Raw genomic sequence first — 21,303 nt, forward strand, 5'->3', positions numbered from 1 at the left:
TCCTCGTACTGGACGTACTTGGGCTTTCGGCCGGTGCGGCGAGAGTGCGTGCCGGGCGTCGCGACGGGGCGAACGTTGCCTGCCGGGGCACTAGATCGGCCGGAGGGATGGCCCGGCCCCTAATGTCTGCCCAAACGGCGACGCGCCGAGGCCCGCCGCACGGGCGGTTCGCCCGGCGCCATGACGCTGGGTGTCCGCCCGGGCCGCTCAGCCGTCGACCGCCCCGACCGCCGACCGACCTCACCCATACGGCCCAAAGTCCGCCGCTTGCTTCCCGACCCGCGAGCTTTGACGTGCGGGCAGCGTCCGCGGAGCCAGTCTTAACGGAAGATTGACGCCCCTGCCCTCCGTATCCGTGGGCCCGCACGTCACGCTCCGCATACGCTGGTGCCGCCGTCCGCGTGATGGCCAAAACCACACGCTGAGCCGCACAACAGGAGCAGGGCCCATGGCCACCACAGAGCACCCTCCCAGTCGTCTGCGCACCTGGATGCTGGAGGGACTGTCCGACATGGGCAAGGGCGTGCAGCAGGCACCGCACGCCGTACCGGAGCCCCCGCACGAGGGCCAGCGCTGGTGGCGGGTGATGTGCCTGACGGGCGTCGACTACTTCTCGACCCTCGGCTATCAGCCCGGCATCGCGGCCCTGGCGGCCGGACTGCTGTCCCCCGTGGCGACCCTGGTGCTCGTCCTCGTCACCCTCGCCGGTGCCCTGCCGGTCTACCGGCGCGTCGCCGAGGAGAGCCCGCACGGTGAAGGCTCCATCGCCATGCTGGAGCGGCTGCTCTCCTTCTGGCAGGGCAAGCTCTTCGTCCTGACCCTGCTGGGCTTCGCCGCCACCGACTTCCTGATCACCATCACGCTGTCGGCCGCCGACGCCTCCACCCACCTGGTGGAGAACCCGCATCTGACGAGCGTGCTGCACAGCCACCAGATGCTGATCACACTGCTCCTGGTGGCACTCCTGGGCGGGGTGTTCCTGAAAGGGTTCCTGGAGGCGATCGGCGTGGCGGTCGCCCTGGTGGGCATCTACCTCGCGCTGAACGTCGTGGTGGTCGTCGTCGGCCTGTGGCACGTCGTCACGGCGGCGCACGTGGTGACGGACTGGTCCAGCGCCCTGATCACCGAGCACGGAAGCGTCTTCGCCATGATCGGCGTGGCCCTGCTGGTGTTCCCCAAACTCGCGCTCGGCCTTTCCGGGTTCGAGACCGGCGTCGCCGTCATGCCGCACGTCAAGGGCGACCCGCACGACACGGAGGAGCAGCCGACCGGCCGGATCCGGGACACGAAGAAGCTGCTCACCACCGCGGCTCTGATCATGAGTTGCTTCCTCATCGCGACCAGCTTCATCACCACCCTTCTCATCCCGGAGAACGAGTTCAAGGCGGGCGGATCCGCGAACGGACGTGCGCTGGCCTATCTCGCCCACGAGTACCTCGGAAACGTCTTCGGCACGGTCTACGACGTCTCCACGATCGCCATCCTGTGGTTTGCGGGTGCCTCCGCGATGGCCGGACTGCTCAATCTGATGCCGCGCTACCTGCCGCGCTACGGCATGGCCCCGGACTGGGCGCGGGCCGTCCGCCCGATGGTCATCGTCTTCACGCTCATCGGCTTCCTGGTCACCTGGATCTTCGACGCCAACGTGGACGCGCAGGGCGGCGCGTACGCCACCGGCGTGCTGGTGCTGATCAGCTCCGCGGCGATCGCAGTGACCATCGCCTCCCGCAAGGCCGGCCAGCGCAAGTGGACCATCGCGTTCGCCGTGATCTCGGCGGTGTTCCTCTACACGACGGTCGTCAACGTCATCGAGCGTCCCGACGGTGTGAAGATCGGTGCCTGCTTCATCGCGGGCATCATCCTGGTATCGCTGCTGTCCCGGCTGGCCCGTGCCTTCGAGCTGCGCGTGACCCACGTGACGCTGGACCCCATGGCCGAACGGTTCGTCAGGGACATGGCCAGCCGCAAGATACGGTTCATCGCCAACGAGCCCGACCGGCGCGACAAGGCCGAGTACCGCGAGAAGATCGAGCAGATCCGGGAGGACAACGACATCCCGCTCACGGAGGACTTCGTCTTCGCCGAGGTGACGGTCACCGACCCCTCCGAGTTCGAGGCCGGTCTGGTGGTGCGCGGCGAGGTCCTGCACGACCGCTACCGCGTCCTGACCCTGGAGTCCTTCTCCATCCCCAACGCCCTGGCCGCACTCCTGCTGCACGTCCGCGAGATGACGAACTGCACCCCGCACATCTACTTCGAGTGGACCGAGGGCAACCCCTTCGCCAACTTCCTGCGCTTCTTCCTCTTCGGTCAGGGCGAGGTCGCGCCGGTCACCCGCGAGGTGCTGCGCGAGGCCGAGCCGAACCGCGAGAAGCGGCCCCGGGTCCACACCGGCTGAGCCGCACCGGCCCACCCCACGCCCACCGTTCCCTCCCCGTGGCCTTATCGTGACCGGCATGCACTCCTACACGATCGGCCAGGCCGCCCGGCTGCTCGGCGTCAGTCCGGACACCGCGCGCCGGTGGGCCGACGCCGGCCGGGTCGCCACCCACCGCGACGAGGGCGGACGGCGGCTCATCGACGGGCGCGACCTCGCCGCCTTCTCCGTCGAGCTGGCCCGGACCGGGGGCGGCGAGGAGGGCACCTCCTACACGTCGGTCCGCAACGCCTTCCCCGGGATCGTGACCGCCATCAAACTGGGTGACGTCGCGGCCCAGGTCGAGATCCAGGCCGGCCCGCACCGCCTGGTCTCGCTGCTCACGCGGGAGGCCGTGGAGGAACTGGGCCTGGAGATCGGCATGGAGGCCACGGCCCGCGTGAAGTCGACAAACGTACACATCGACCGGGTCTGACCGGAAACACGGCCGGCCCGGGCGACCCCGCCCTACGCAGCGGGTCGCCCTACCCCTACGCAGCGGGTCGCCTTACCGAGCTGCCGCCGACCCGTGGAGGGGTGCGGCCGGCTCCGGCTCCGCCTGCCACCACCGGTACCTGCCATCCACCCGTATCCCTCTGATCCCGCTGATGTGCCGGGCCCCGCAGCGGTCCTGCGGGAGCACGAGCTGGGGCCCTGCGCGGTCGAGCGGGGTGTCGTCGATGCTGACGGCGAGCAGCACGGGCGCATGGGCGAAGTCGGGGTCGATCTCGGCCCAGGACAGCAGGACGTGGTGCCCGTCCGCGCCGGTGACGGCGATGAGGAAGCGCAGACGGTCCTTGCGCCGTGCCGGGTCGAAGCCGGGCCCCGCGTCGGCGAGCACGTCGTACAGACGCGGTCCGGCGAAGCGGTGGTGCTGCACGCCGCTGGTGGCGCACTCGAAGCTGACCGGCACCCGGTGCTGCGGCCAGCCGAGCAGATCCGCCACGGTGAGCCGGGCCGGCCGGGCCAGATCGCCGCCAAGGGTGAGCTCCGCGAGCGTCACATGCACCACCTCCTCGGTGTCCGTACCCGCGCGGCAGCCCCGTACAAACGCACATGCCACCCCAGGCCCGCAGGAGCACAGCTCATGCAATGCCACAGGACGCTTGCGGCTGGCAATTGCGGGCGTATCATCGCCGCACGGCTGTTTGCCGGTCGTGGAAGGGCGCGACAGCTTTTCCGTGAAGAACCAGAGGAGTGCACCGTGATGACCCGTTCCGTGCGCCGGATCCGGACCCTGCAGGTGGCCGGTGCCGCCGCGGCTGCGCTGCTGGCCCTGAGCGCCTGCTCCTCCTCCGACGACTCGTCGTCGAAGTCCTCCGACTCCGGCTCCCCGGCTTCGTCGGGGTCGGCGAAGCTGTCCGGCACGGTGACCGTCTTCGCCGCCGCCTCGCTGAAGGAGAGCTTCACCAAGCTGGGCACGGAGTTCGAGCAGCAGCACCCGGGCACCAAGGTCACTTTCAACTTCGCCGGCAGCGACAGCCTCGCCGCGAGCATCACGGGCGGCGCCCCCGCCGACGTGTTCGCGGCGGCCAGCCCGAAGACGATGAAGGCCGTCACGGACAAGCAGGACGGGGTCGGCACGCCGGTGACCTTCGTCCGCAACCAGTTGGAGATCGCCACCCTGCCGGGCAATCCCGACAAGGTCTCCTCCCTGAAGGACCTCACCAAGTCCGGCCCGAAGGTCGTGCTGTGCGACAAGACGGTGCCGTGTGGCGCCGCGGCCCAGAAGGCACTCGCCGCCAGCAACCTCAAGCTCACCCCGGCCTCCTACGAGCAGGACGTCAAGAGCGCGCTCACCAAGGTCGAGCTGAAGGAGGCCGACGCGGCCGTCGTCTACCGGACCGATGTGAAGGCCGCCGGTGACAAGGTGGAGGGCGTGGAGTTCCCCGAGTCGGCCAAGGCCGTCAACGCCTACCCGATCACCCTGCTGAAGAGCGCCCCGAACGCCGCGGCGGCGAAGGCGTTCATCGCCCTGGTGACCTCCGCCGAGGGCCAGAAGGTGCTGACCGAGGCGGGGTTCCTCAAGCCGTGACTCCGCAGGACGAGTCCGGCCGTGCCAGGACCCCCCTGAACGGGTCCGGCACCAGGACCCCCATGGACGCCCGCACGGACGGGCCCGGCACCGCGACCCCGGTGGCCGGGTCCGGTGCCGGGGCCCGCGTCGGCAAGTCCGGCGCCGTGACCTTCGTCGGCGGGTCACGGCGCGGGCGGCCCTTCCGGGGCGTGCCGCTGCCCCTTCTGCTCCCCGCGCTGGTGGGCCTGGCATTCCTGCTCGTGCCGCTCGTCGCGCTGGTCGTGCGGGCCCCTTGGAGCAGCCTGCCCGAGCAGCTGACCAGTCCCGAGGTGTGGCAGGCCCTCCAGCTGTCCCTGGTCTGCGCCACGGCGGCGACCGCGGTGAGCCTCGTGGTCGGCGTGCCGCTGGCCTGGCTGCTGGCCCGCGCGGAATTTCCCGGGCGCGGCTTCGTGCGTGCCCTGGTGACTCTGCCCCTCGTCCTGCCGCCCGTGGTGGGCGGTGTCGCGCTGCTGCTGGCGCTCGGGCGCAACGGCCTCGTCGGCAAGTGGCTGGACTCGTGGTTCGGTATCACACTCCCCTTCACCACGGCCGGGGTGGTGGTCGCGGAGGCCTTCGTGGCGATGCCCTTCCTGGTCATCAGCGTCGAGGGCACGCTGCGGGCCGCCGACCCGCGCTACGAGGAGGCGGCCGCCACGCTGGGCGCCTCCCGCTTCACCGCGTTCCGCCGGGTCACCCTGCCGCTGATCGCCCCCGGCATCGCGGCGGGCGCCGTGCTGGCCTGGGCGCGGGCACTCGGCGAGTTCGGCGCGACGATCACGTTCGCCGGCAACTTCCCCGGCCGTACGCAGACCATGCCGCTCGCCGTCTACCTGGCTCTGCAGAACGACCCGGAGGCGGCGATCTCCCTCAGTCTGGTGCTGCTCGCCGTGTCCATCGCGGTGCTGGCGGGACTGCGGGATCGTTGGATGACGACCTCTTCCTGACCCGCCGCGACTTCTGGACGATCACTTCATGACCGACATCGACGAGACCTCCGCCGGGACCGGCACCGACGGCGCCCTGCGCGCCGGCCTCGACGCCCGGCTGGTCGTCGACCGCGGCTCCTTCCGCCTGGACGTCACGCTGCGGGCCGCACCCGGCGACGTCGTCGCCCTCCTCGGCCCGAACGGCGCCGGAAAGACCACGGCCCTGCGCGCCCTCGCCGGACTCGTGCCACTCGGCGGCGGCCATCTGCGGCTGGACGGCGCGGACTTGGACCGGACCCCGCCCGAGGCCCGCCCCGTCGGTGTCGTCTTCCAGGACTACCTGCTCTTCCCGCACCTGACCGCCCTCGACAACGTGGCCTTCGGACCGCGCTGCCAGGGCGCCACCAAGGCGGAGGCCCGCGCACGGGGCGCCGAGTGGCTCGGCCGCATGGGGCTGGCCGACCAGGCGGGCGCCAAGCCCCGCCGTCTGTCCGGCGGTCAGGCCCAGCGGGTCGCCCTCGCCCGCGCGCTGGCCACCCACCCCCGGCTGCTGCTGCTCGACGAGCCGCTCGCCGCCCTCGACGCCCGGACCCGGCTGGACATCCGCGCCCGGCTGCGGCGCCATCTCGCCGAGTTCGAAGCGGTCGCCGTCCTGGTCACGCACGACCCGTTGGACGCCATGGTGCTCGCCGACCGGCTGGTCGTGGTGGAGCAGGGCAGCGTGGTCCAGGAGGGAACCCCGTCCGACATCGCCCGGCACCCACGGACGGACTACATCGCGCAACTGGTCGGCCTGAACCTGTATCGGGGACAGGCCGACGGCCACCTGGTCCGGCTCGACGACGGTCCCGACATCACCACCACGGAGGATCTGTCCGGACCGGTCTTCGTGGCCTTTCCGCCCGGCGCGGTCACCCTCCACCGCAGCCGCCCCACCGGCACCAGCGCCCGCAACCTGTGGCGCTGCGAGGTCGCAGGGCTGGAGACGCACGGCGACCAGATCCGCGCGGACCTCACCGGAGAACTCCTGCTGGCCGCCGACCTCACCACCGTCGCCGCGGCAGAGCTCGACCTGCACCCCGGCGCACCGGTCTGGGCGACGGTGAAGGCGACGCAGACGCACGCCTACCCGGCCTGAGGCCCCGTCGGCGGTTACGGTGAGGACCGCCGGGGCCCACCGGGCCCACCCTGTGACTCTGCGAGGCGCGCCCCATGAGCCTGAGCATCCGCAACCAACTGCCCGGCACCGTCACCGCCGTCACCCCGGGCGAGGCGATGGCCACGGTCAGGATCCGTCTGAGGGGCGGCCAGGACCTCACCGCGGCGATCACCCGCGAGTCCGTCGAGGACCTCGGCCTCGCCGAGGGCTCCGCCGTCAGCGCCCTGGTGAAGTCGACGGAGGTGGCCCTGGCCACCGGGCCCGTCGAAGGACTGTCCATCCGCAACCGGCTGCCCGGTACGGTCACCGACGTCGCCACGGGCAGCGCCATGGCGTCCGTCAAGGTCGACGTCGAGGGCGGTGAGCTGACCGCCGCCATCACCAAGGAGGCCGCCGACGACCTCGGCCTGTCGGCCGGGTCACGGGTCGTCGCCCTGATCAAGTCGACGGAGGTGTCGCTGGCGACGGCGTGACACGCGAAGGGCTCCGCCCCGGCCTCGCAGGGCCGGGGCGGAGCCCCTGTGCGGCTGTCAGTCCTCGTACGCGTCCAGCGGCGGGCAGGAGCAGACCAGGTTCCGGTCGCCGAAGGCCTGGTCGATGCGGCGCACCGGCGGCCAGTACTTCTCGGCGGCCACGACACCGGCCGGGAAGACGGCCTCCTCACGGCCGTAGGCGTGCTCCCACGTCGCGCCGAGCGCGGCGGCGGTGTGCGGGGCGTTGCACAGCGGGTTGTCGTCCGCGGGCCACTCGCCGGAGCCGACCTTGTCGATCTCGGCACGGATCGCGATCATCGCGTCGCAGAACCGGTCCAGCTCCGCCAGGTCCTCCGACTCGGTCGGCTCGATCATCAGCGTGCCGGCCACCGGGAACGACATCGTCGGCGCGTGGAAGCCGTAGTCGATCAGCCGCTTGGCGACGTCGTCCACCGTTACGCCGGTCGCCTTGGTCAGCGGCCGCAGGTCGATGATGCACTCGTGCGCCACCAGGCCGCCGGGGCCCGTGTAGAGCACCGGGAAGTGCGGCTCCAGGCGCTTGGCGACGTAGTTCGCGGACAGCACGGCCACCTGGGTGGCACGCTTGAGGCCCTCGCCGCCCATGAGCCGTACGTACGCCCAGGAGATCGGGAGGATGCCCGCCGAACCCCAGGGCGCGGCCGAGATCGGGCCGATGCCGGTCTTGGGACCGGCCTCGGGCTGCAGCGGGTGGTTCGGCAGGTACGGCGCCAGGTGCGACCGTACGGCCACCGGGCCGACGCCCGGACCGCCGCCGCCGTGCGGGATGCAGAACGTCTTGTGCAGGTTGAGGTGCGAGACGTCGCCGCCGAAGTGGCCTGGCTTGGCGAGACCGACCAGGGCGTTGAGGTTGGCACCGTCGACGTACACCTGACCGCCCGCCTCGTGCACCTGGGCGCAGATGTCGGCGACATGCTCCTCGAACACGCCGTGCGTGGACGGGTACGTGATCATCAGCACCGCCAGTTCGTCGCGGTGCTGCTCGATCCTGGCCCGCAGGTCGTCGACGTCGATCTCGCCGTCCTCGGCGGTCTTGACGACGACGACCTTCATGCCGGCCATCACGGCGCTGGCGGCGTTGGTGCCGTGCGCGGAGGACGGGATGAGGCAGACGGTGCGCTGCTCGTCGCCGTTGGCGCGGTGGTAGCCGCGGACGGCGAGCAGGCCCGCGAGCTCGCCCTGGGAGCCGGCGTTCGGCTGGAGGGAGACCTTGTCGTAGCCGGTGACCTCGGCCAGGCGCTCCTCCAGCTCCCGGATGAGGGTGAGGTAGCCCTGCGCCTGCTCGGCGGGGGCGAACGGGTGCACCTGACCGAACTCGGGCCAGGTGACCGGCTCCATCTCCGTGGTCGCGTTGAGCTTCATGGTGCAGGAGCCCAGCGGAATCATGCCGCGGTCGAGCGCGTAGTCGCGGTCGGCCAGCCTGCGCAGGTAGCGCAGCATCGCGGTCTCGGAGCGGTGCTGGTGGAAGACGGGGTGGGTGAGGTAGTCGTCGGTACGCAGCAGCGCGTCCGGCAGGGCGTCCCCGGTGGCCGCGTCCAGCGCGTCGATGTCGCCCTCGACTCCGAAGGCGTTCCACACGGCGGCCAGCTGGGCCCGCGCGGTGGTCTCGTCGCAGGCGATGGAGACGTGGTCGGCGTCGACGAGGTGCAGATTGACGCCGTTGTTGCGGGCGGCGGCGACGACCTGGGCGGCGCGGCCCTCGGCCTTGACGGTCAGTGTGTCGAAATAGGCGCCGTGGACGACCTCGGCGCCGCCCGCCCTGAGCCCCTCGGCGAGGAGGGCGGCGTAGCGGTGGGTGCGGCGCGCGATGGTCCGCAGGCCCTCGGGGCCGTGGTAGACGGCGTACATGCCGGCCATCACGGCGAGCAGCACCTGGGCGGTGCAGATGTTGCTGGTGGCCTTCTCCCGGCGAATGTGCTGCTCGCGGGTCTGCAGCGCCAGGCGGTAGGCCTTGTTGCCGTCGGCGTCGACGGACACGCCGACCAGGCGGCCTGGCAGGCTGCGGGCGAACTTCTCGTGCACCGCCATGTAGCCGGCGTGCGGTCCGCCGAAGCCCATCGGGACGCCGAAGCGCTGGGTGGTGCCGACCGCGATGTCGGCGCCGAGCTCGCCGGGCGACTTCAGCAGCGTGAGTGCGAGGAGGTCGGCGGCGACGGTGACCAGGGCACCCAGCTCGTGCGCCTGGTCGATCACGGGCCGCAGGTCGCGCACCGCACCGGAGGCGCCCGGGTACTGAAGGAGTACGCCGTTGATCTCACGCTCGGCGATCTCGGCGGGGATCCCCTCGCTGAGGTCGGCGACGACGACCTCGACGCCGGTCGGCTCGGCGCGGGTCTCGATCACGGCGATCGTCTGCGGCAGGGCGTCCGCATCGACCAGGAACAGACCCTTCTTGTTCTTGCCCATGCGCCGGGACAGCGACATGGCCTCGGCGGCGGCGGTGCCCTCGTCGAGCAGGGAGGCGCCGGAGGTGGGCAGGCCGGTGAGGTCGGCGACCACGGTCTGGAAGTTCAGCAGCGCCTCGAGACGGCCCTGGGAGATCTCCGGCTGGTACGGGGTGTACGCGGTGTACCAGGCCGGGTTCTCCATGACGTTGCGCAGGATCACGGGCGGCGTGAACGTCCCGTAGTACCCAAGCCCGATCATGGAGTCGAGGACCTGGTTGCGGTCGGCGAGAGAGCGCAGCTCGGCCAGCACCTCGGCCTCGGTGCGCGCGCCCGGCAGATCGAGCGCGTCGGCGTTCTTGATCACGTCGGGCACCGCGGTGGCCGTGAGCTCGTCGAGCGAGCCGTAGCCCACCTGGGCGAGCATCTTGGCCCGGGCCTCCTGGTCGGGGCCGATGTGGCGCTGCTCGAAGGGCGTTCCCTGTTCGAGCTCGGAGAGCGGAATGCGATGGGCGGTCATGGCGGAGGCCTCCTGGTCTGGCGCGACCTTCGAGGGACACCACGGCACGGGTGCCCCGACGGCCTCCCCACTCTGTCATCTCAACCTGAGAGCTTCACCGGGTCGCCCAGGGGGCTCCCGGTTTTCACCGTCGGTGAGAGCGGAAGCCGTCGACACCCGCTCTGCTTTCCAGAGTGACCTCGTCCGTGCGGTACGTGGGCCTGAGAGATTCCGGGGAGGATTTGCTCCTTCGGCGCCTCCGGTGTTACCGGAGGACTCTCCCGCACGGGGTCAGCAGCCGTTGCCAGCGTACCAGCGGGCATCTCCGCACTGCTTCGAGTGGCCGCCTTGAGGAATGTGCTCTTTTGTAGTGCTTACGGATGAGTTGCGACCAAGTGGAGGGCCCGTGCAGACCGAAATCGATCCGCGCAACCTGATCGGCCGCAAGGCGTTCGACCGCAACGGCAACAAGATCGGCACGGTGGACGAGGTCTACCTCGACGACGCGACCGGTGTGCCGGAGTGGGCGGCCATACGCACCGGCCTGTTCTCCCGGGACGCCTTCGTCCCCCTGGAGCCCAGCGAACTGGTCGAGGGCGCCCTGCGCGTCCCCTTCGACCGGGCCCTGATCAAGGAGGCCCCCGACTTCGGCGTCGGACGTCATCTCTCCCCCGAACAGGAACTGCAGCTCTACCACCACTACGGCCTGGACGTGGCGCCTCCTTCCGCGTTCCCGGACCGGGACTTCGGCAAGCTGGCCGGCTCGGACGAGACCTGAACCCCCGCCTCGGCCGGTGTCACGAAGGCGCGGCCGGTTTCGTCCGGTCTTCGCGGCACCAGCGGGAGCGGGTCCGCCGGTTCCAGGGCCGGGTCGTCGACGCGGAAGGTCCGCACCCGCCCCGGCTCCGAGTCGGGCGTCTCGAACCGCACGGTGACCCGGCCCAGGCCGCTGCCCTGCACCCATCCGTGCCCGAACTCGGTGTGCCACACGTCGTGGCCCGCCGGCCAGCGCCGGTCGGTGGGCGCCGACTGCTCCTCGGCCGGTTCCTCGGTCGTCTCTTCGGCGCGGGTGTCCTCAGGCGCGCCCGCCACCTGGGCGAGCTGGGCGAACAGATCCTCCTGCGTGTAGTCGGCGAGCCCGGAGACGCCCACGCCGAGCAGTCGCACCCCGCCCGTGGTGTCGACGGAGTCCAGCAGGCGGGCCGCCGCCTCCCGGACCACCGCCGGGTCGTCCGTGGGCCCGCGCAGCGTCTCCGAGCGGGTCAGGGTGGAGAAGTCGTACCTCCGCACCTTCAGCACGATGGTCCGCCCCGACAGGCCGGCTCCGCGCAGCCGCCGCACGCACCGGTCGGCGAGCCGCTGCACCTCCAGGCTCACCCGTAGCCGGTCGTGGATGTCCACGTCGTAGGTGTCCTCGACGGACACCGATTTCGCCTCGCGCTCGGCGACCACGGGCCGCTCGTCGTACGCCAGCGCCATGGCATACAGCGCGTGCCCGTGGGCCCTGCCCAGCAGCCGTACGAGCTCGTCCTCCCCCGCCTCGGCGAGCTCGTCGACGGTGTGGATCCCGGCCCGCCGCAGATGGTCGCCGGTCGCCGGGCCGACGCCGGGCAGGGTTCGCACCGACAGCGGACCGAGCAGGGCCCGCTCGGTGCCCGGCTCGATGAGCACCATCCCGTCGGGCTTGGCCCGCTCGGACGCGATCTTGGCGAGCATCTTGGAGGCGGCCAGGCCCACGGATCCGGTCAGGCCCGTCACCGCCCGTATGTCGGCGCGCAACTTCGTCGCCGCCAGCTTCGCCGAGTCAGCGTCCCAGGCCGCTCCCCCGGCCTCCAGGTCCACGAACGCCTCGTCCAGGCTGAGGGGCTCCACCAGCGGCGACAGCGCCCGCAGCAGCCCCATCACCTGGTCGCTGATCGAGCGGTAGAAGGCGAAGCGCGGCACCAGGTACGCGGCATTCGGCGCCAGTCGCCGCGCCTGGGCCATCGGCATCGCCGAGTGGACCCCGAAGACCCGCGCCTCGTACGAAGCGGTCGCCACCACTCCGCGAGGTCCGAGCCCGCCCACGATGACGGCCTTCCCGCGCAGGCTCGGCTTGGATGCCTGCTCCGCCTGGGCGAAGAAGGCATCCATGTCGAGATGCAGGATCGTGGGCGCGGTTCTCACACATCCGATGCTGCACCACGCCACTGACAACGACGCCCGTCGGCGGCTGCTCGACTGCTCAGATGCCCGAGGAGACCCCGGGCCGCACGGCGGAGACCTCAGACGGCCCGGTTGCGCCGCCGGGCGAGTTCGTCGCCGGGATTGGGCCCGACCAGGGTCTCGCCGGTGTCGATGCGCTCCCCGTGCAGCTGGGACAGTGCGCTCTCGACGTCACGCCAGACCACGCCGACCGCGATCCCGAAGATGCCCTGGCCGCCCTGGAGCAGCGCGTGCACCTCGTCGGGCGAGGTGCACTCGTAGACCGTGGCACCGTCGCTCATCAGCGTCATGCGCTCCAGGTCGCTGAAACCGCGCTCACGGAGGTGCTGGACCGCGGTACGGATGTTCTGCAGCGACACGCCGGTGTCGAGGAAGCGCTTGACGATCTTCAGCACGACTACGTCGCGGAAGCTGTACAGGCGCTGCGTACCGGACCCGTAGGCGGGTCGCACACTCGGCTCGACGAGGCCGGTGCGGGCCCAGTAGTCCAGTTGCCGGTAGGTGATGCCGGCCGCCGCGCAGGCCGTGGGACCCCGGTAGCCGATCTGCTCGGACGCCATGGACGTCGTCCCTCCGCTGCTCGGCACGGCCGTCGGTCGCTGCGGAGCGAGATCGGCCGCGCTGCCGTGAAGCGGGTACGGACTGCTTCCCCCGAGACCGTGTCCGGGGGCACCCCCCGCCATACCGCCGCCGCTGCTTCTCACGCCGACCTCCGTCCTTGACCTGCCTCCTCGACGGTAGGCAGTCACCGGGGGTGCGTCAACGATCGCCACACTCGGCACGCCGAGTGATAATCACCCTAAGAGTGGTTTGCCGTGCCCCCTCGTGGGGAAAGGCTAGCCGGATGCGCTCGAGGGGAGCCGCAGGACGGCCCCCATAGCCGACGGCATGTGCCGACGACCGGCCGGGGCCGACCCGGTCACCGACACCCGAACCCGCGCCTCGTCCGGTGTCGCGAAGCCGCGGCCGTCTCACTGGCTGCTGGTGCCGAAGTCCTCCGGCGAGATCTGGTCGAGGAACTCGCGGAACTTCTCCACCTCGTCCTCCTGCTCGTCCGGGATCGCGATGCCCGCGTCGTCGAGCACCGTGTCGCTGCCGTAGATCGGCGTCCCGGTGCGCAGGGCCAGCGCTATGGCGTCGGACGGGCGGGCGCTCACCTCGACCCCGCTGGCGAAGACCAGCTCCGCGTAGAAGACGCCCTCACGCAGGTCCGTGATGCGTACTTCGGTGAGCTCCTGGCCGACGGCCTCCAGCACGTCCTTGAACAGGTCGTGGGTCAGCGGTCGCGCGGGGGCCATCCCCTGCTGGGCGAAGGCGATCGCCGTCGCCTCCCCGGGCCCGATCCAGATGGGGAGGTAGCGGTCGCCTCCCACTTCACGCAGGAGCACGATCGGTTGGTTGGAGGGCATTTCCACCCGGACACCTACGACATCGAGCTCGTTCACACAGTAACCCTAGGCCGTGCCCGGGACGTTTGGGTAGTCGGGCCGGAAACGGGGGGCCGATCCGGCCTCCGCGCCGCCGGGCCAGGACCGCCACATCCCCGCTCAGGGCAGCCGCACGCCGAGCGCGGTCTGCACCAGGGCCGCGTGCAGCCTCACCGTGAGCTCCGCGAGCTCCTTCGTACGGGCCTCGGCGTGGGCCCTGGTCTGCGGATTGCGGTGACGCTTCAGCGGCGCCACCACCTGGTCGACGAGGCCGGCTTCACGGTCGGCGGCCGCCTTCATCACGCGCAGGTGGCGGGGCTCGATCCCGAACCGTCCCAGCTCGGAGACGAGCGAGGCCACGGTGACCGCTTCCGCGTCATAGGCCCCGTCCTCCAGCGGAGTGACGAGCCCGTAGGACTCCCACTCCCGCAGCACGGCCTCGTCTATCCCGGCGGCGGCCAGCAGCTCCGTCCGGCCGATCCGGGCCGCCACCGGCGGCTCCGAGGGGACCGGCACCACCTCGCCGTCGCGCGGACGGCCCACCAACGGCAGCGGCACGGCCTCGCCGCGCTCCATCGCGTCCAGGTGCTCGCGAATGACCTTCAGGGGCAGATAGTGGTCCCGCTGCATCCGCAGGACGCGGGCCAGACGCTCGACGTCCTGCGCACTGAACTTGCGGTACCCCGACGGAGTCCGCTGCGGCTCGATGAGGCCCTCCGACTCCAGGAAACGGATCTTGGAGATGGTCACTTCGGGAAACTCGCCGCGCAGCACGTTGAGCACCGTGCCGATACTCATGAGCCCACTGTCCGCGGCGGCGGCGCCGTGCCCGGCACCGCCGCTCGGTGTTTGAAGCATGGACCTTCCCTGGGGTCCCCCCGGACGCGGTCCGGGGGAGGGTCAGATGCCCTGCCGACTCGCGTAGAACACCAGCCGGTACTTGCCGATCTGCACTTCGTCGCCGTTGGACACAGCAACCTGGTCGATCCGCTCCCGGTTGACATACGTGCCGTTCAGGCTGCCGACGTCCGCCACCGTGAACGTGCCGTCCGGGCCACGCCGGAACTCGACGTGCCGACGCGAGACCGTCACGTCGTCCAGGAAGATGTCGCTCTGCGGGTGACGCCCGGCCGTGGTCAGCTCGCCGTCCAGCAGGAAGCGGCTGCCGGAGTTCGGCCCGCGGCGCACCACGAGCAGCGCCGAGCCGAGCGGCAGTGCGTCGACGGCCGCCTGCGCCTCGGGCGACAGCATCGGCGTCTGGCCGGTGGCCTCGGCGTCGTACGCCTCCAGACCGGAGATGGAGATCGTGGAAGTCGTCTCCGAGGGACGCTCCGGGGCGGCGCCGCCCCTCAGCGGTGCACCACAGTTGGAGCAGAAGCGGCTGTTCTCCGCATTGCGGTTACCGCACCTCGTACACACCAGGGCCATGGACGGATCCTCCTGCCGAGGCTGCCCCACCGGGGCATGGGACGCGTACGGGTCGGCGGTAAACCCTCCACCCGTACCTGAGGTTGACGGTTGCCCGAAACCTATGCCGCTCGACTGGGCAGGGTCAACAGACGGCGCGCCCTGGCCTTGGGAAACGTCCCCGCCCGGACCAGCAACCTGATCCCGGAACAGCGGACGCCGGCCCTCGGCATCGGGCTGGGCGCGATGGCGAGCGGTCGCGTTGTCGCTACCTTCTCGCGCGCTCTTGCCGAACAACTTCGCAAACAACTTCACGGGCGATTCCCCTTGACCGAAACAGACCCGCCCGTGGGGCAGGACGAACCCTGAATGAATACACCGGCCGACCCGGACATCTTCACAACGTCCGTATCCACCAGACAGTTTCCATCACGCACCACCCAATCGGTGCGCCGACCCCCCGCAACCTCATGCCCCTGCCGGACGGCCCCCATGCACCCCCGGTTCACTGGGAGGACGACCGAGCGTAGTCAGGGCGCTTCACGGCCCGCAAGGCGTCCACGACGATCTTGTCCGAGCGCTCGACGGCCACGGTGGCCTGCTCCTTCTCCAGGGTCTGCACCACGCCTCCGGGGATGTTGAGCGCCGGTTCGAGGTCCTGCGGCTTGCCGATGACCTTGAAACGATAGGGCGCGGTGATCTTGTTCCCGTCGACGTCCACGCTCTTGCCGGAGTCTGTCAGATAGGTGCCGGCGACTACGCGCACACCGTTGACCTGGATCGCCTCCGCACCGGCCGCGCGCAGCTCCTGTATCGCGTCGAGCAGCATGTCCGCCTGGACCGTCCCCTTCGTGTCCTCGATCGTCATCGTGATGCCGGGTCCCTGCGCGGCCACGGTGCCCGCCAGGATGCCGAGTTGCTTCTCCTTCTCGACCGTCTGCTTGCGCGCCTCCTGAGCCTGGTTCGAACTGTTCTCCAGCTCCTGGCGCTGCTTATCAAGACCCTGCTTCTCGTCCTCAAGACGCTGAGTGCGGTCATCCAGTTCATCAAGGATGCGCACCAGGTCCTCCTGCCGGGCGCCGCGCAGCGCGCTGTCGCTGTTGCTGTTGGAGGCGACCTGGACGGCAAGGCCGAAGCCGAGGCCGAACAGCAGCAGGGCGACGATGAGTTGCGCGCGAGTGACCCGCGGCGGCCACAGGCCGTTGACGAGTCGCTGCCGCCCGGTCAGCGCCGGTTCGGACGTCTCACCGGGGCTCGCAGACACCGCGGAGGGCTGATCCGCGCGGGCGGGCTGTTCCGTCCGGGCGTCCTGTTCCGTGTGACCGCCTTGTTCCGTGCGGCCGCCCTGTTCGGTGCGGGGAGAAGGCGCGGGCACTTCTTCCGGGAGCTCCTTGCGCAGCCGGTGCGCAGGCTCGTCCCGAAGCGGCAGGTTCTCCGGCGGCCCCTGCTGCGGCCCGCTGTCCTGCTCGTCCGTGTGCGGTCGGCTGTCGGGCCGTTCGTCCTGGTTGCTCATCGGCCTCACGCCCGGAACACGTGCCGTCGGATCGCCGCGGCGTTGGAGAAGATGCGGATACCGAGAACGACCACGACGCCCGTGGACAGCTGGGCTCCGACGCCCAACTTGTCACCCAGGAACACGATGAGCGCGGCCACCACCACGTTCGACAGGAACGACACCACGAAGACCTTGTCGTCGAAGATGCCGTCGAGCATGGCCCGCAGACCACCGAAGACGGCGTCCAGCGCCGCCACGACGGCGATCGGCAGATAAGGCTCGACGACCGCCGGAACCTCAGGCCGGACCAACAGTCCGGCCACGACTCCCACGACGAGGCCCAGTACGGCGATCACGATGTGCCCTTCTCAGTGCTCGGCTGTGCGGTACGTACGATCACACTCGGTGCTGCCGGCAGCCGGACGTCGGTCTCCACGGAGATGCCGGTCCTGATGCCGTAGTTCTCCTGCAGGGCGTGCAGATACAGCCCGTCGGGGCTGTTCTGGAACCGGGTGCTGAGACTTTCCCCATCCCCCACCGCGAGCACCGTGTACGGCGGCACCAGCGGCCGGTTGTCGACCAGTATCGCGTCACCCGCGGCCCTGATCGCGGACAGGGCGGTCAGCCGCTGTCCGTTGATGGCGACGGCCTCGGCCCCCGACTGCCACAGTCCGTTGACGACGCGCTGCATGTCCCGATCGCGCACCCGGCCCGTGTCGGAGAAACCCGAGGTCTCGCGCGGGTTGCCGCCTCCGCCCGTGGTGGCTTCCTTGGCGTCGTTCACGACGAGCTTCACGCCCGGGCCGTGCACGTCGGTGGCACCCGAGAGCATGCCCACCAGGTCCGCCTGGTCGCTGCCGCCGCTCTTCTTCAGCGCCTCCCGCTGTCGCGCGCTCACGTCGTCGCGCAGCTTGTCGACACTGCCCTCGAGTTTGTCCGCCGCCGCGGTCTCGCGGTCGATGCGGTCGATCAGCTCCTGGCGTTCCTTGGCGACGGCCGGAGCCGCCACGCGCGCCTGCGCCGCTCCCACGGTGACCACCAGCGCGGCCAGCACCAGGCCGGCGGCCAGCCCCAGCCGCGCCCTGAGGCTCTTCGGCATGCCGCCCTCGCCCGCGGCCTTCTTCCGCGCTGCGGCCTCGGCATAGCCGTCGTCGAGGCTGTGGTCCATGACGTTGGTGATCAACGACATGGAGGCGTCCGGACGGGAAGGCCGCGAGGTGATGCTCCGAATGGGGGGTTGCTGCGGCATGCCGCACATCGTCGCACGTCGTGCCCAGTACCTCCGAATGGCCCCACCGGCGTGCCGGACAGGCCCCCTAGGGGACACTTGTCCGGCACGCGTGCGTGCTGTCCGTTTTACCGTCCGGCGGGCGTCTTGCCGCTCGGCCCGTGCCTCACCGTCCGGCGCTGTCCACGATCGCCGACCACTCGTCCAACAGGGCCTGCGCGGAGGCGTCGTCCGGCCCTTCGGCCCACAGGTGGGTGACCGCCTCGGCCGGATCCGGCAGGACCATCACCCAGCGGCCGTCCGTCTCCACGACCCGCACGCCGTCCGTCGTGTCCACGAACCGGTCTCCCGCCGCCTCGACGACCCGGCGCATCACCAGACCCTTGACGGCCCACGGAGTGGGCAGATCGCGCTTGAGGACGTGCGCACGCGGGATCCGGGCGTCGATCTGGCTCAAAGTGAGCTGGGTTCGCGCCACCAGCCCGATGAGTCGTACGAAGGCCGCCGTGCCGTCGTAGACGCTGCTGAACTCCGGGACGATGAACCCGCCCTTGCCGTCCCCGCCGAAGATCGTGCCTTCCTCGCCGCCGACCCGGGTCAGGTCGTCGGGAGAAGTGGTCGTCCACTCGACCTGGGTGCCGTGGTAGGCGGCCACCTGCTCGGCGATGCGCGTGGTGGTCACGGGAAGCGCCACCCGGCCGCTGCGCCGCTCGGCCGCCACGAGATCGAGCATGACCAGAAGAGCACGGTCGTCCTCGATGATGCGGCCCTTCTCGTCGACGAGGGAGAGCCTCTCGCCCACCGGGTCGAACCGCACGCCGAACGCGGCTCCCGAGGACGCCACGATCTCACCCAGGCGCACCAGCCCCGAGCGTCGCATCTCGGCGCTCTCCGTCGGCCGGGCCTCGTCTAGACCGGGGTTGATGGTCAGCGAGTCGACGCCGAGCTTGCCCAGCAGGCTCGGCAGCACGAGGCCGGCGCTGCCGTTGGAGGCGTCCACCACGACCTTGAGCCCCGACTCGGCGATCCCTGTCGTGTCGACGTTCCGCAGCAGCGAACCCGTGTAAGAGTCGAAGACGCTGGACGGGAAGTACAGATCACCGATCTCGCCGGGGAACGCACGCCGGTACTCCTGCCGCGCGAACACACGGTCCAGCTTGCGCTGACTGCCCTGCGACAGGTCGGCACCCTGGCTGTCGAAGAACATGATGTCGACGGAGTCCGGCACCCCGGGCGTGGTCCGGATCATGATGCCACCGGCGCTGCCCCTGGCGGTCTGCTGCCGGGCGACCGGCAGCGGTACGTTCTCCAGGTCCCGTACGTCGATGGCGCTGGCCTGCAGGGCGGAGATGACCGCCCGCTTCAGCGCGCGGGCACCGCGGGAGTGGTCGCGGGCGGTGGTGACGGTGGAGCCCTTCTTGAGCGTCGTCGCATAGGCGCCGGCGAGCCGGACCGCGAGTTCCGGGGTGATCTCCACGTTCAGGATCCCGGAGACCCCACGGGCGCCGAAGAGATGTGCCTGACCGCGGGACTCCCAGATGACGGACGTGTTGACGAAGGCACCGGCCTCGATCGTCTTGAACGGATAGACCCGCACATTGCCCTGGACGATCGATTCTTCACCGATCAGACACTCGTCGCCGATGACCGCGCCGTCCTCGATGCGCGCCGCCCGCATGATGTCGGTGTTCTTGCCGACGACACACCCGCGCAGATTGCTGTGCTGCCCTATGTACACGTTGTCGTGCACGACGGCCTTGTGGAGGAACGCCCCGCTCTTCACCACGACGTTCGAGCCGACCACGGTGTGCTCGCGGATTTCGGCGCCCGCTTCCACCTTGGCGTAGTCGCCGATGTAGAGCGGCCCGCGGAGCACGGCGTCGGGATGTACCTCCGCGCCCTCGGCGACCCAGACCCCCGGGGACAGCTCGAAGCCGTCGATGTCGACGTCGACCTTGCCCTCGAGGACGTCGGCCTGCGCCTTCACATAGCTCTCGTGGGTGCCGACGTCCTCCCAGTAGCCCTCGGCGACATAGCCGTAGATCGGCTTGCCTTCCTTCATGAGCTGCGGGAAGACGTCGCCGGACCAGTCGACCGGCACGTCGGGCTCGACGTAGTCGAAGACCTCGGGCTCCATCACGTAAATGCCCGTGTTCACGGTGTCGGAGAAGACCTGGCCCCAGGTCGGCTTCTCAAGGAACCGCTCGACCTTGCCTTCTTCGTCGACGATGGTAATGCCGAATTCCAGCGGATTGGGCACGCGCGTGAGACACACGGTGACCAGGGCGCCCTTTTCCTTGTGGAAATTGATCAGCTCGGTGAGATCGAAGTCGGTCAGGGCATCACCGGAGATGACCAGGAAGGCATCGTCCTTCAACGCCTCTTCGGCGTTCTTGACGCTTCCGGCGGTACCGAGTGGCTTCTCCTCATTGGCATAGGTGAGCTCCATGCCGAGCTCTTCACCGTCACCGAAGTAGTTCTTGACCAATGAGGCCAGGAACTGCACGGTGACGACGGTCTCGTTCAGCCCATGCCTTTTGAGCAGCCGCAGAACGTGCTCCATGATCGGCCGGTTGGCCACCGGCAGGAGCGGCTTGGGCATGCTCGAGGTCATGGGACGAAGGCGTGTGCCTTCGCCTCCGGCCATCACGACGGCCTTCATGTCGGAAGCGTCCTCCTCCAAGAGATGACGATCTAGCCGACTTCACCCGTCCAGATTGTCCCGCACTTTTCCGAAGCGGGCCATCGGAGCCACTGTGGCCGCCACAATCGGGGGGCTCAGCCGGCCATGGCGTCCGCACGGACCAGGCGGCGGACTTGTACCACGTAGAGGACTCCTGCCCACCAATACAGGGTTGTACCCCACCCTGCGAACGCCCAACCGAAAATAGCAGCCAGTGACGAGATCCATCCGCTTCCGTCACTGAGCAGCAGGAGCGGGAAGGCGTACATCAGGTTGAAGGTCGCGGCCTTCCCGAGGAAGTTCACCTGCGGCGGCGGATAGCCGTGTCGCCTGAGAACACCCACGGCCACCAACAGCATCAACTCCCGCGCCAGCAACAGCGCGGTCAGCCACACAGGCAGGATTTCGCGCCAGGTGAGTCCCACGAGCGTCGAGAGGACGTACAGCCGGTCCGCCGCCGGGTCGAGAAGCCGGCCGAGGCTGCTGATCTGGTTCCACCGGCGTGCGAGCTTGCCGTCCAGATAGTCACTTACGCCGCTGAGCGCCAGCACGAGCAGCGCCCAGCCATCGCTCTTGGGTCCGCCGAACTCCGGCCTGAGGATGAGCCACAGGAAGACAGGCACGCCAACGAGCCGCGCCATGCTGAGGATGTTGGGGATGGTGAGCACCCGGTCCGTCTGGACGCGGGTCTCCTGGACCTCCACCCGGGGGCCTCCTGTGCTGAACGTGCCGACGATGCCTCCTGACCCTACCTCAAAGCAAAAAAGCTCTGGCTCTTGGGCTGTGCCCAAAAGCCAGAGCTCTAAAAGGAGTTCGGCGGTGTCCTACTCTCCCACAGGGTCCCCCCTGCAGTACCATCGGCGCTGTGAGGCTTAGCTTCCGGGTTCGGAATGTAACCGGGCGTTT

Annotated in this window: 19 protein-coding genes, 1 rRNA gene and 1 riboswitch; of the genes, 7 read left to right on the forward strand and 13 right to left on the reverse strand. The window is 70.0% G+C overall.

The window, feature by feature from the left end; genetic code table 11:
* The first annotated feature begins 448 nt into the window (after positions 1 to 448).
* Both AB0A61_RS39545 and AB0A61_RS39550 read left to right on the forward strand, forming a co-directional pair.
* Entirely contained in the window at positions 449 to 2,398 is a 1,950-nt protein-coding gene (locus AB0A61_RS39545) for an amino acid transporter (RefSeq protein ID WP_361304047.1), read from the forward strand.
* Between the two features lie 58 nt (positions 2,399 to 2,456).
* Positions 2,457 to 2,852 (forward strand): helix-turn-helix transcriptional regulator, encoded by a 396-nt coding sequence (locus AB0A61_RS39550; protein ID WP_361304050.1) that lies wholly within the window; start codon positions 2,457 to 2,459, stop codon positions 2,850 to 2,852.
* A gap of 72 nt (positions 2,853 to 2,924) precedes the next feature.
* Here the strand turns inward: AB0A61_RS39550 and AB0A61_RS39555 are convergent, their stop codons facing one another.
* Positions 2,925 to 3,419: a molybdopterin-dependent oxidoreductase gene (locus tag AB0A61_RS39555; protein ID WP_361304053.1), complete on the reverse strand. Its 495-nt coding sequence runs from the start codon at positions 3,417 to 3,419 to the stop codon at positions 2,925 to 2,927.
* Between the two features lie 204 nt (positions 3,420 to 3,623).
* On the opposite strand from AB0A61_RS39555, the gene modA reads away from it, so the two are divergent.
* The 4 genes from modA to AB0A61_RS39575 all read left to right on the forward strand — a co-directional run bounded on the left by modA (position 3,624) and on the right by AB0A61_RS39575 (position 7,030).
* Positions 3,624 to 4,451, forward strand: a complete 828-nt coding sequence (modA, locus tag AB0A61_RS39560) for a molybdate ABC transporter substrate-binding protein (protein WP_361304056.1) — start codon at positions 3,624 to 3,626, stop codon at positions 4,449 to 4,451.
* Between the two features lie 62 nt (positions 4,452 to 4,513).
* Positions 4,514 to 5,416, forward strand: coding sequence for an ABC transporter permease (locus AB0A61_RS39565; protein WP_361304059.1), 903 nt, complete (start codon positions 4,514 to 4,516; stop codon positions 5,414 to 5,416).
* Positions 5,417 to 5,444: 28 nt separating this feature from the next.
* Positions 5,445 to 6,536, forward strand: a complete 1,092-nt coding sequence (locus AB0A61_RS39570) for an ABC transporter ATP-binding protein (RefSeq protein WP_361304062.1) — start codon at positions 5,445 to 5,447, stop codon at positions 6,534 to 6,536.
* Between the two features lie 74 nt (positions 6,537 to 6,610).
* Complete coding sequence (locus AB0A61_RS39575) at positions 6,611 to 7,030, forward strand: TOBE domain-containing protein (protein WP_361304065.1); 420 nt, start codon at positions 6,611 to 6,613, stop codon at positions 7,028 to 7,030.
* A gap of 57 nt (positions 7,031 to 7,087) precedes the next feature.
* On the opposite strand, the gene gcvP is transcribed toward AB0A61_RS39575, so the two are convergent.
* Positions 7,088 to 9,973, reverse strand: coding sequence for an aminomethyl-transferring glycine dehydrogenase (gene gcvP / locus AB0A61_RS39580; protein WP_361304068.1), 2,886 nt, complete (start codon positions 9,971 to 9,973; stop codon positions 7,088 to 7,090).
* A 178-nt stretch (positions 9,974 to 10,151) separates the two neighbouring features.
* Positions 10,152 to 10,246, reverse strand: a riboswitch (glycine riboswitch).
* 112 nt (positions 10,247 to 10,358) lie between these two features.
* Here gcvP and AB0A61_RS39585 point away from each other — a divergent pair.
* Positions 10,359 to 10,730, forward strand: coding sequence for a PRC-barrel domain-containing protein (locus AB0A61_RS39585; protein WP_361304071.1), 372 nt, complete (start codon positions 10,359 to 10,361; stop codon positions 10,728 to 10,730).
* Here AB0A61_RS39585 and AB0A61_RS39590 read toward each other — a convergent pair.
* The 11 genes from AB0A61_RS39590 to rrf all read right to left on the reverse strand — a co-directional run.
* Complete coding sequence (locus tag AB0A61_RS39590; protein WP_361304074.1) at positions 10,652 to 12,118, reverse strand: DNA polymerase IV; 1,467 nt, start codon at positions 12,116 to 12,118, stop codon at positions 10,652 to 10,654. The two genes, AB0A61_RS39585 and AB0A61_RS39590, sit on opposite strands and share 79 nt — an antisense overlap.
* A gap of 98 nt (positions 12,119 to 12,216) precedes the next feature.
* On the reverse strand, positions 12,217 to 12,840 hold the full coding sequence (locus AB0A61_RS39595) for a MerR family transcriptional regulator (protein WP_361304092.1): 624 nt from the start codon (positions 12,838 to 12,840) through the stop codon (positions 12,217 to 12,219).
* 288 nt (positions 12,841 to 13,128) lie between these two features.
* The gene (locus tag AB0A61_RS39600; protein WP_026253112.1) at positions 13,129 to 13,602 is read right to left on the reverse strand and encodes a bifunctional nuclease family protein; all 474 of its coding nucleotides are present in this window, start codon (positions 13,600 to 13,602) and stop codon (positions 13,129 to 13,131) included.
* A gap of 102 nt (positions 13,603 to 13,704) precedes the next feature.
* Positions 13,705 to 14,442 (reverse strand): MerR family transcriptional regulator, encoded by a 738-nt coding sequence (locus tag AB0A61_RS39605; RefSeq protein ID WP_361304077.1) that lies wholly within the window; start codon positions 14,440 to 14,442, stop codon positions 13,705 to 13,707.
* Positions 14,443 to 14,484: 42 nt separating this feature from the next.
* Entirely contained in the window at positions 14,485 to 15,366 is an 882-nt protein-coding gene (locus AB0A61_RS39610; RefSeq protein ID WP_361304095.1) for an FHA domain-containing protein, read from the reverse strand.
* 130 nt (positions 15,367 to 15,496) lie between these two features.
* Positions 15,497 to 16,504 carry a DUF881 domain-containing protein gene (locus tag AB0A61_RS39615; protein WP_361304080.1) on the reverse strand — a complete coding sequence of 336 codons (1,008 nt, stop codon included), beginning with the start codon at positions 16,502 to 16,504 and terminating at the stop codon, positions 15,497 to 15,499.
* 5 nt (positions 16,505 to 16,509) lie between these two features.
* Positions 16,510 to 16,842, reverse strand: coding sequence for a small basic family protein (locus tag AB0A61_RS39620; RefSeq protein ID WP_003988855.1), 333 nt, complete (start codon positions 16,840 to 16,842; stop codon positions 16,510 to 16,512).
* On the reverse strand, positions 16,839 to 17,744 hold the full coding sequence (locus AB0A61_RS39625; protein WP_361304083.1) for a DUF881 domain-containing protein: 906 nt from the start codon (positions 17,742 to 17,744) through the stop codon (positions 16,839 to 16,841). Before AB0A61_RS39625 ends, AB0A61_RS39620 begins: the two co-directional genes overlap by 4 nt.
* A gap of 136 nt (positions 17,745 to 17,880) precedes the next feature.
* Complete coding sequence (locus AB0A61_RS39630) at positions 17,881 to 20,376, reverse strand: mannose-1-phosphate guanyltransferase (RefSeq protein WP_361304086.1); 2,496 nt, start codon at positions 20,374 to 20,376, stop codon at positions 17,881 to 17,883.
* Positions 20,377 to 20,492: 116 nt separating this feature from the next.
* Complete coding sequence (locus AB0A61_RS39635) at positions 20,493 to 21,101, reverse strand: CDP-alcohol phosphatidyltransferase family protein (protein ID WP_361304089.1); 609 nt, start codon at positions 21,099 to 21,101, stop codon at positions 20,493 to 20,495.
* Between the two features lie 107 nt (positions 21,102 to 21,208).
* Positions 21,209 to 21,303, reverse strand: a 5S ribosomal RNA gene (gene rrf, locus AB0A61_RS39640); the annotation flags it as partial.

Origin of the sequence: Streptomyces sp. NPDC046197, assembly GCF_040646295.1 — a bacterium.
Classification (GTDB): domain Bacteria; phylum Actinomycetota; class Actinomycetes; order Streptomycetales; family Streptomycetaceae; genus Streptomyces.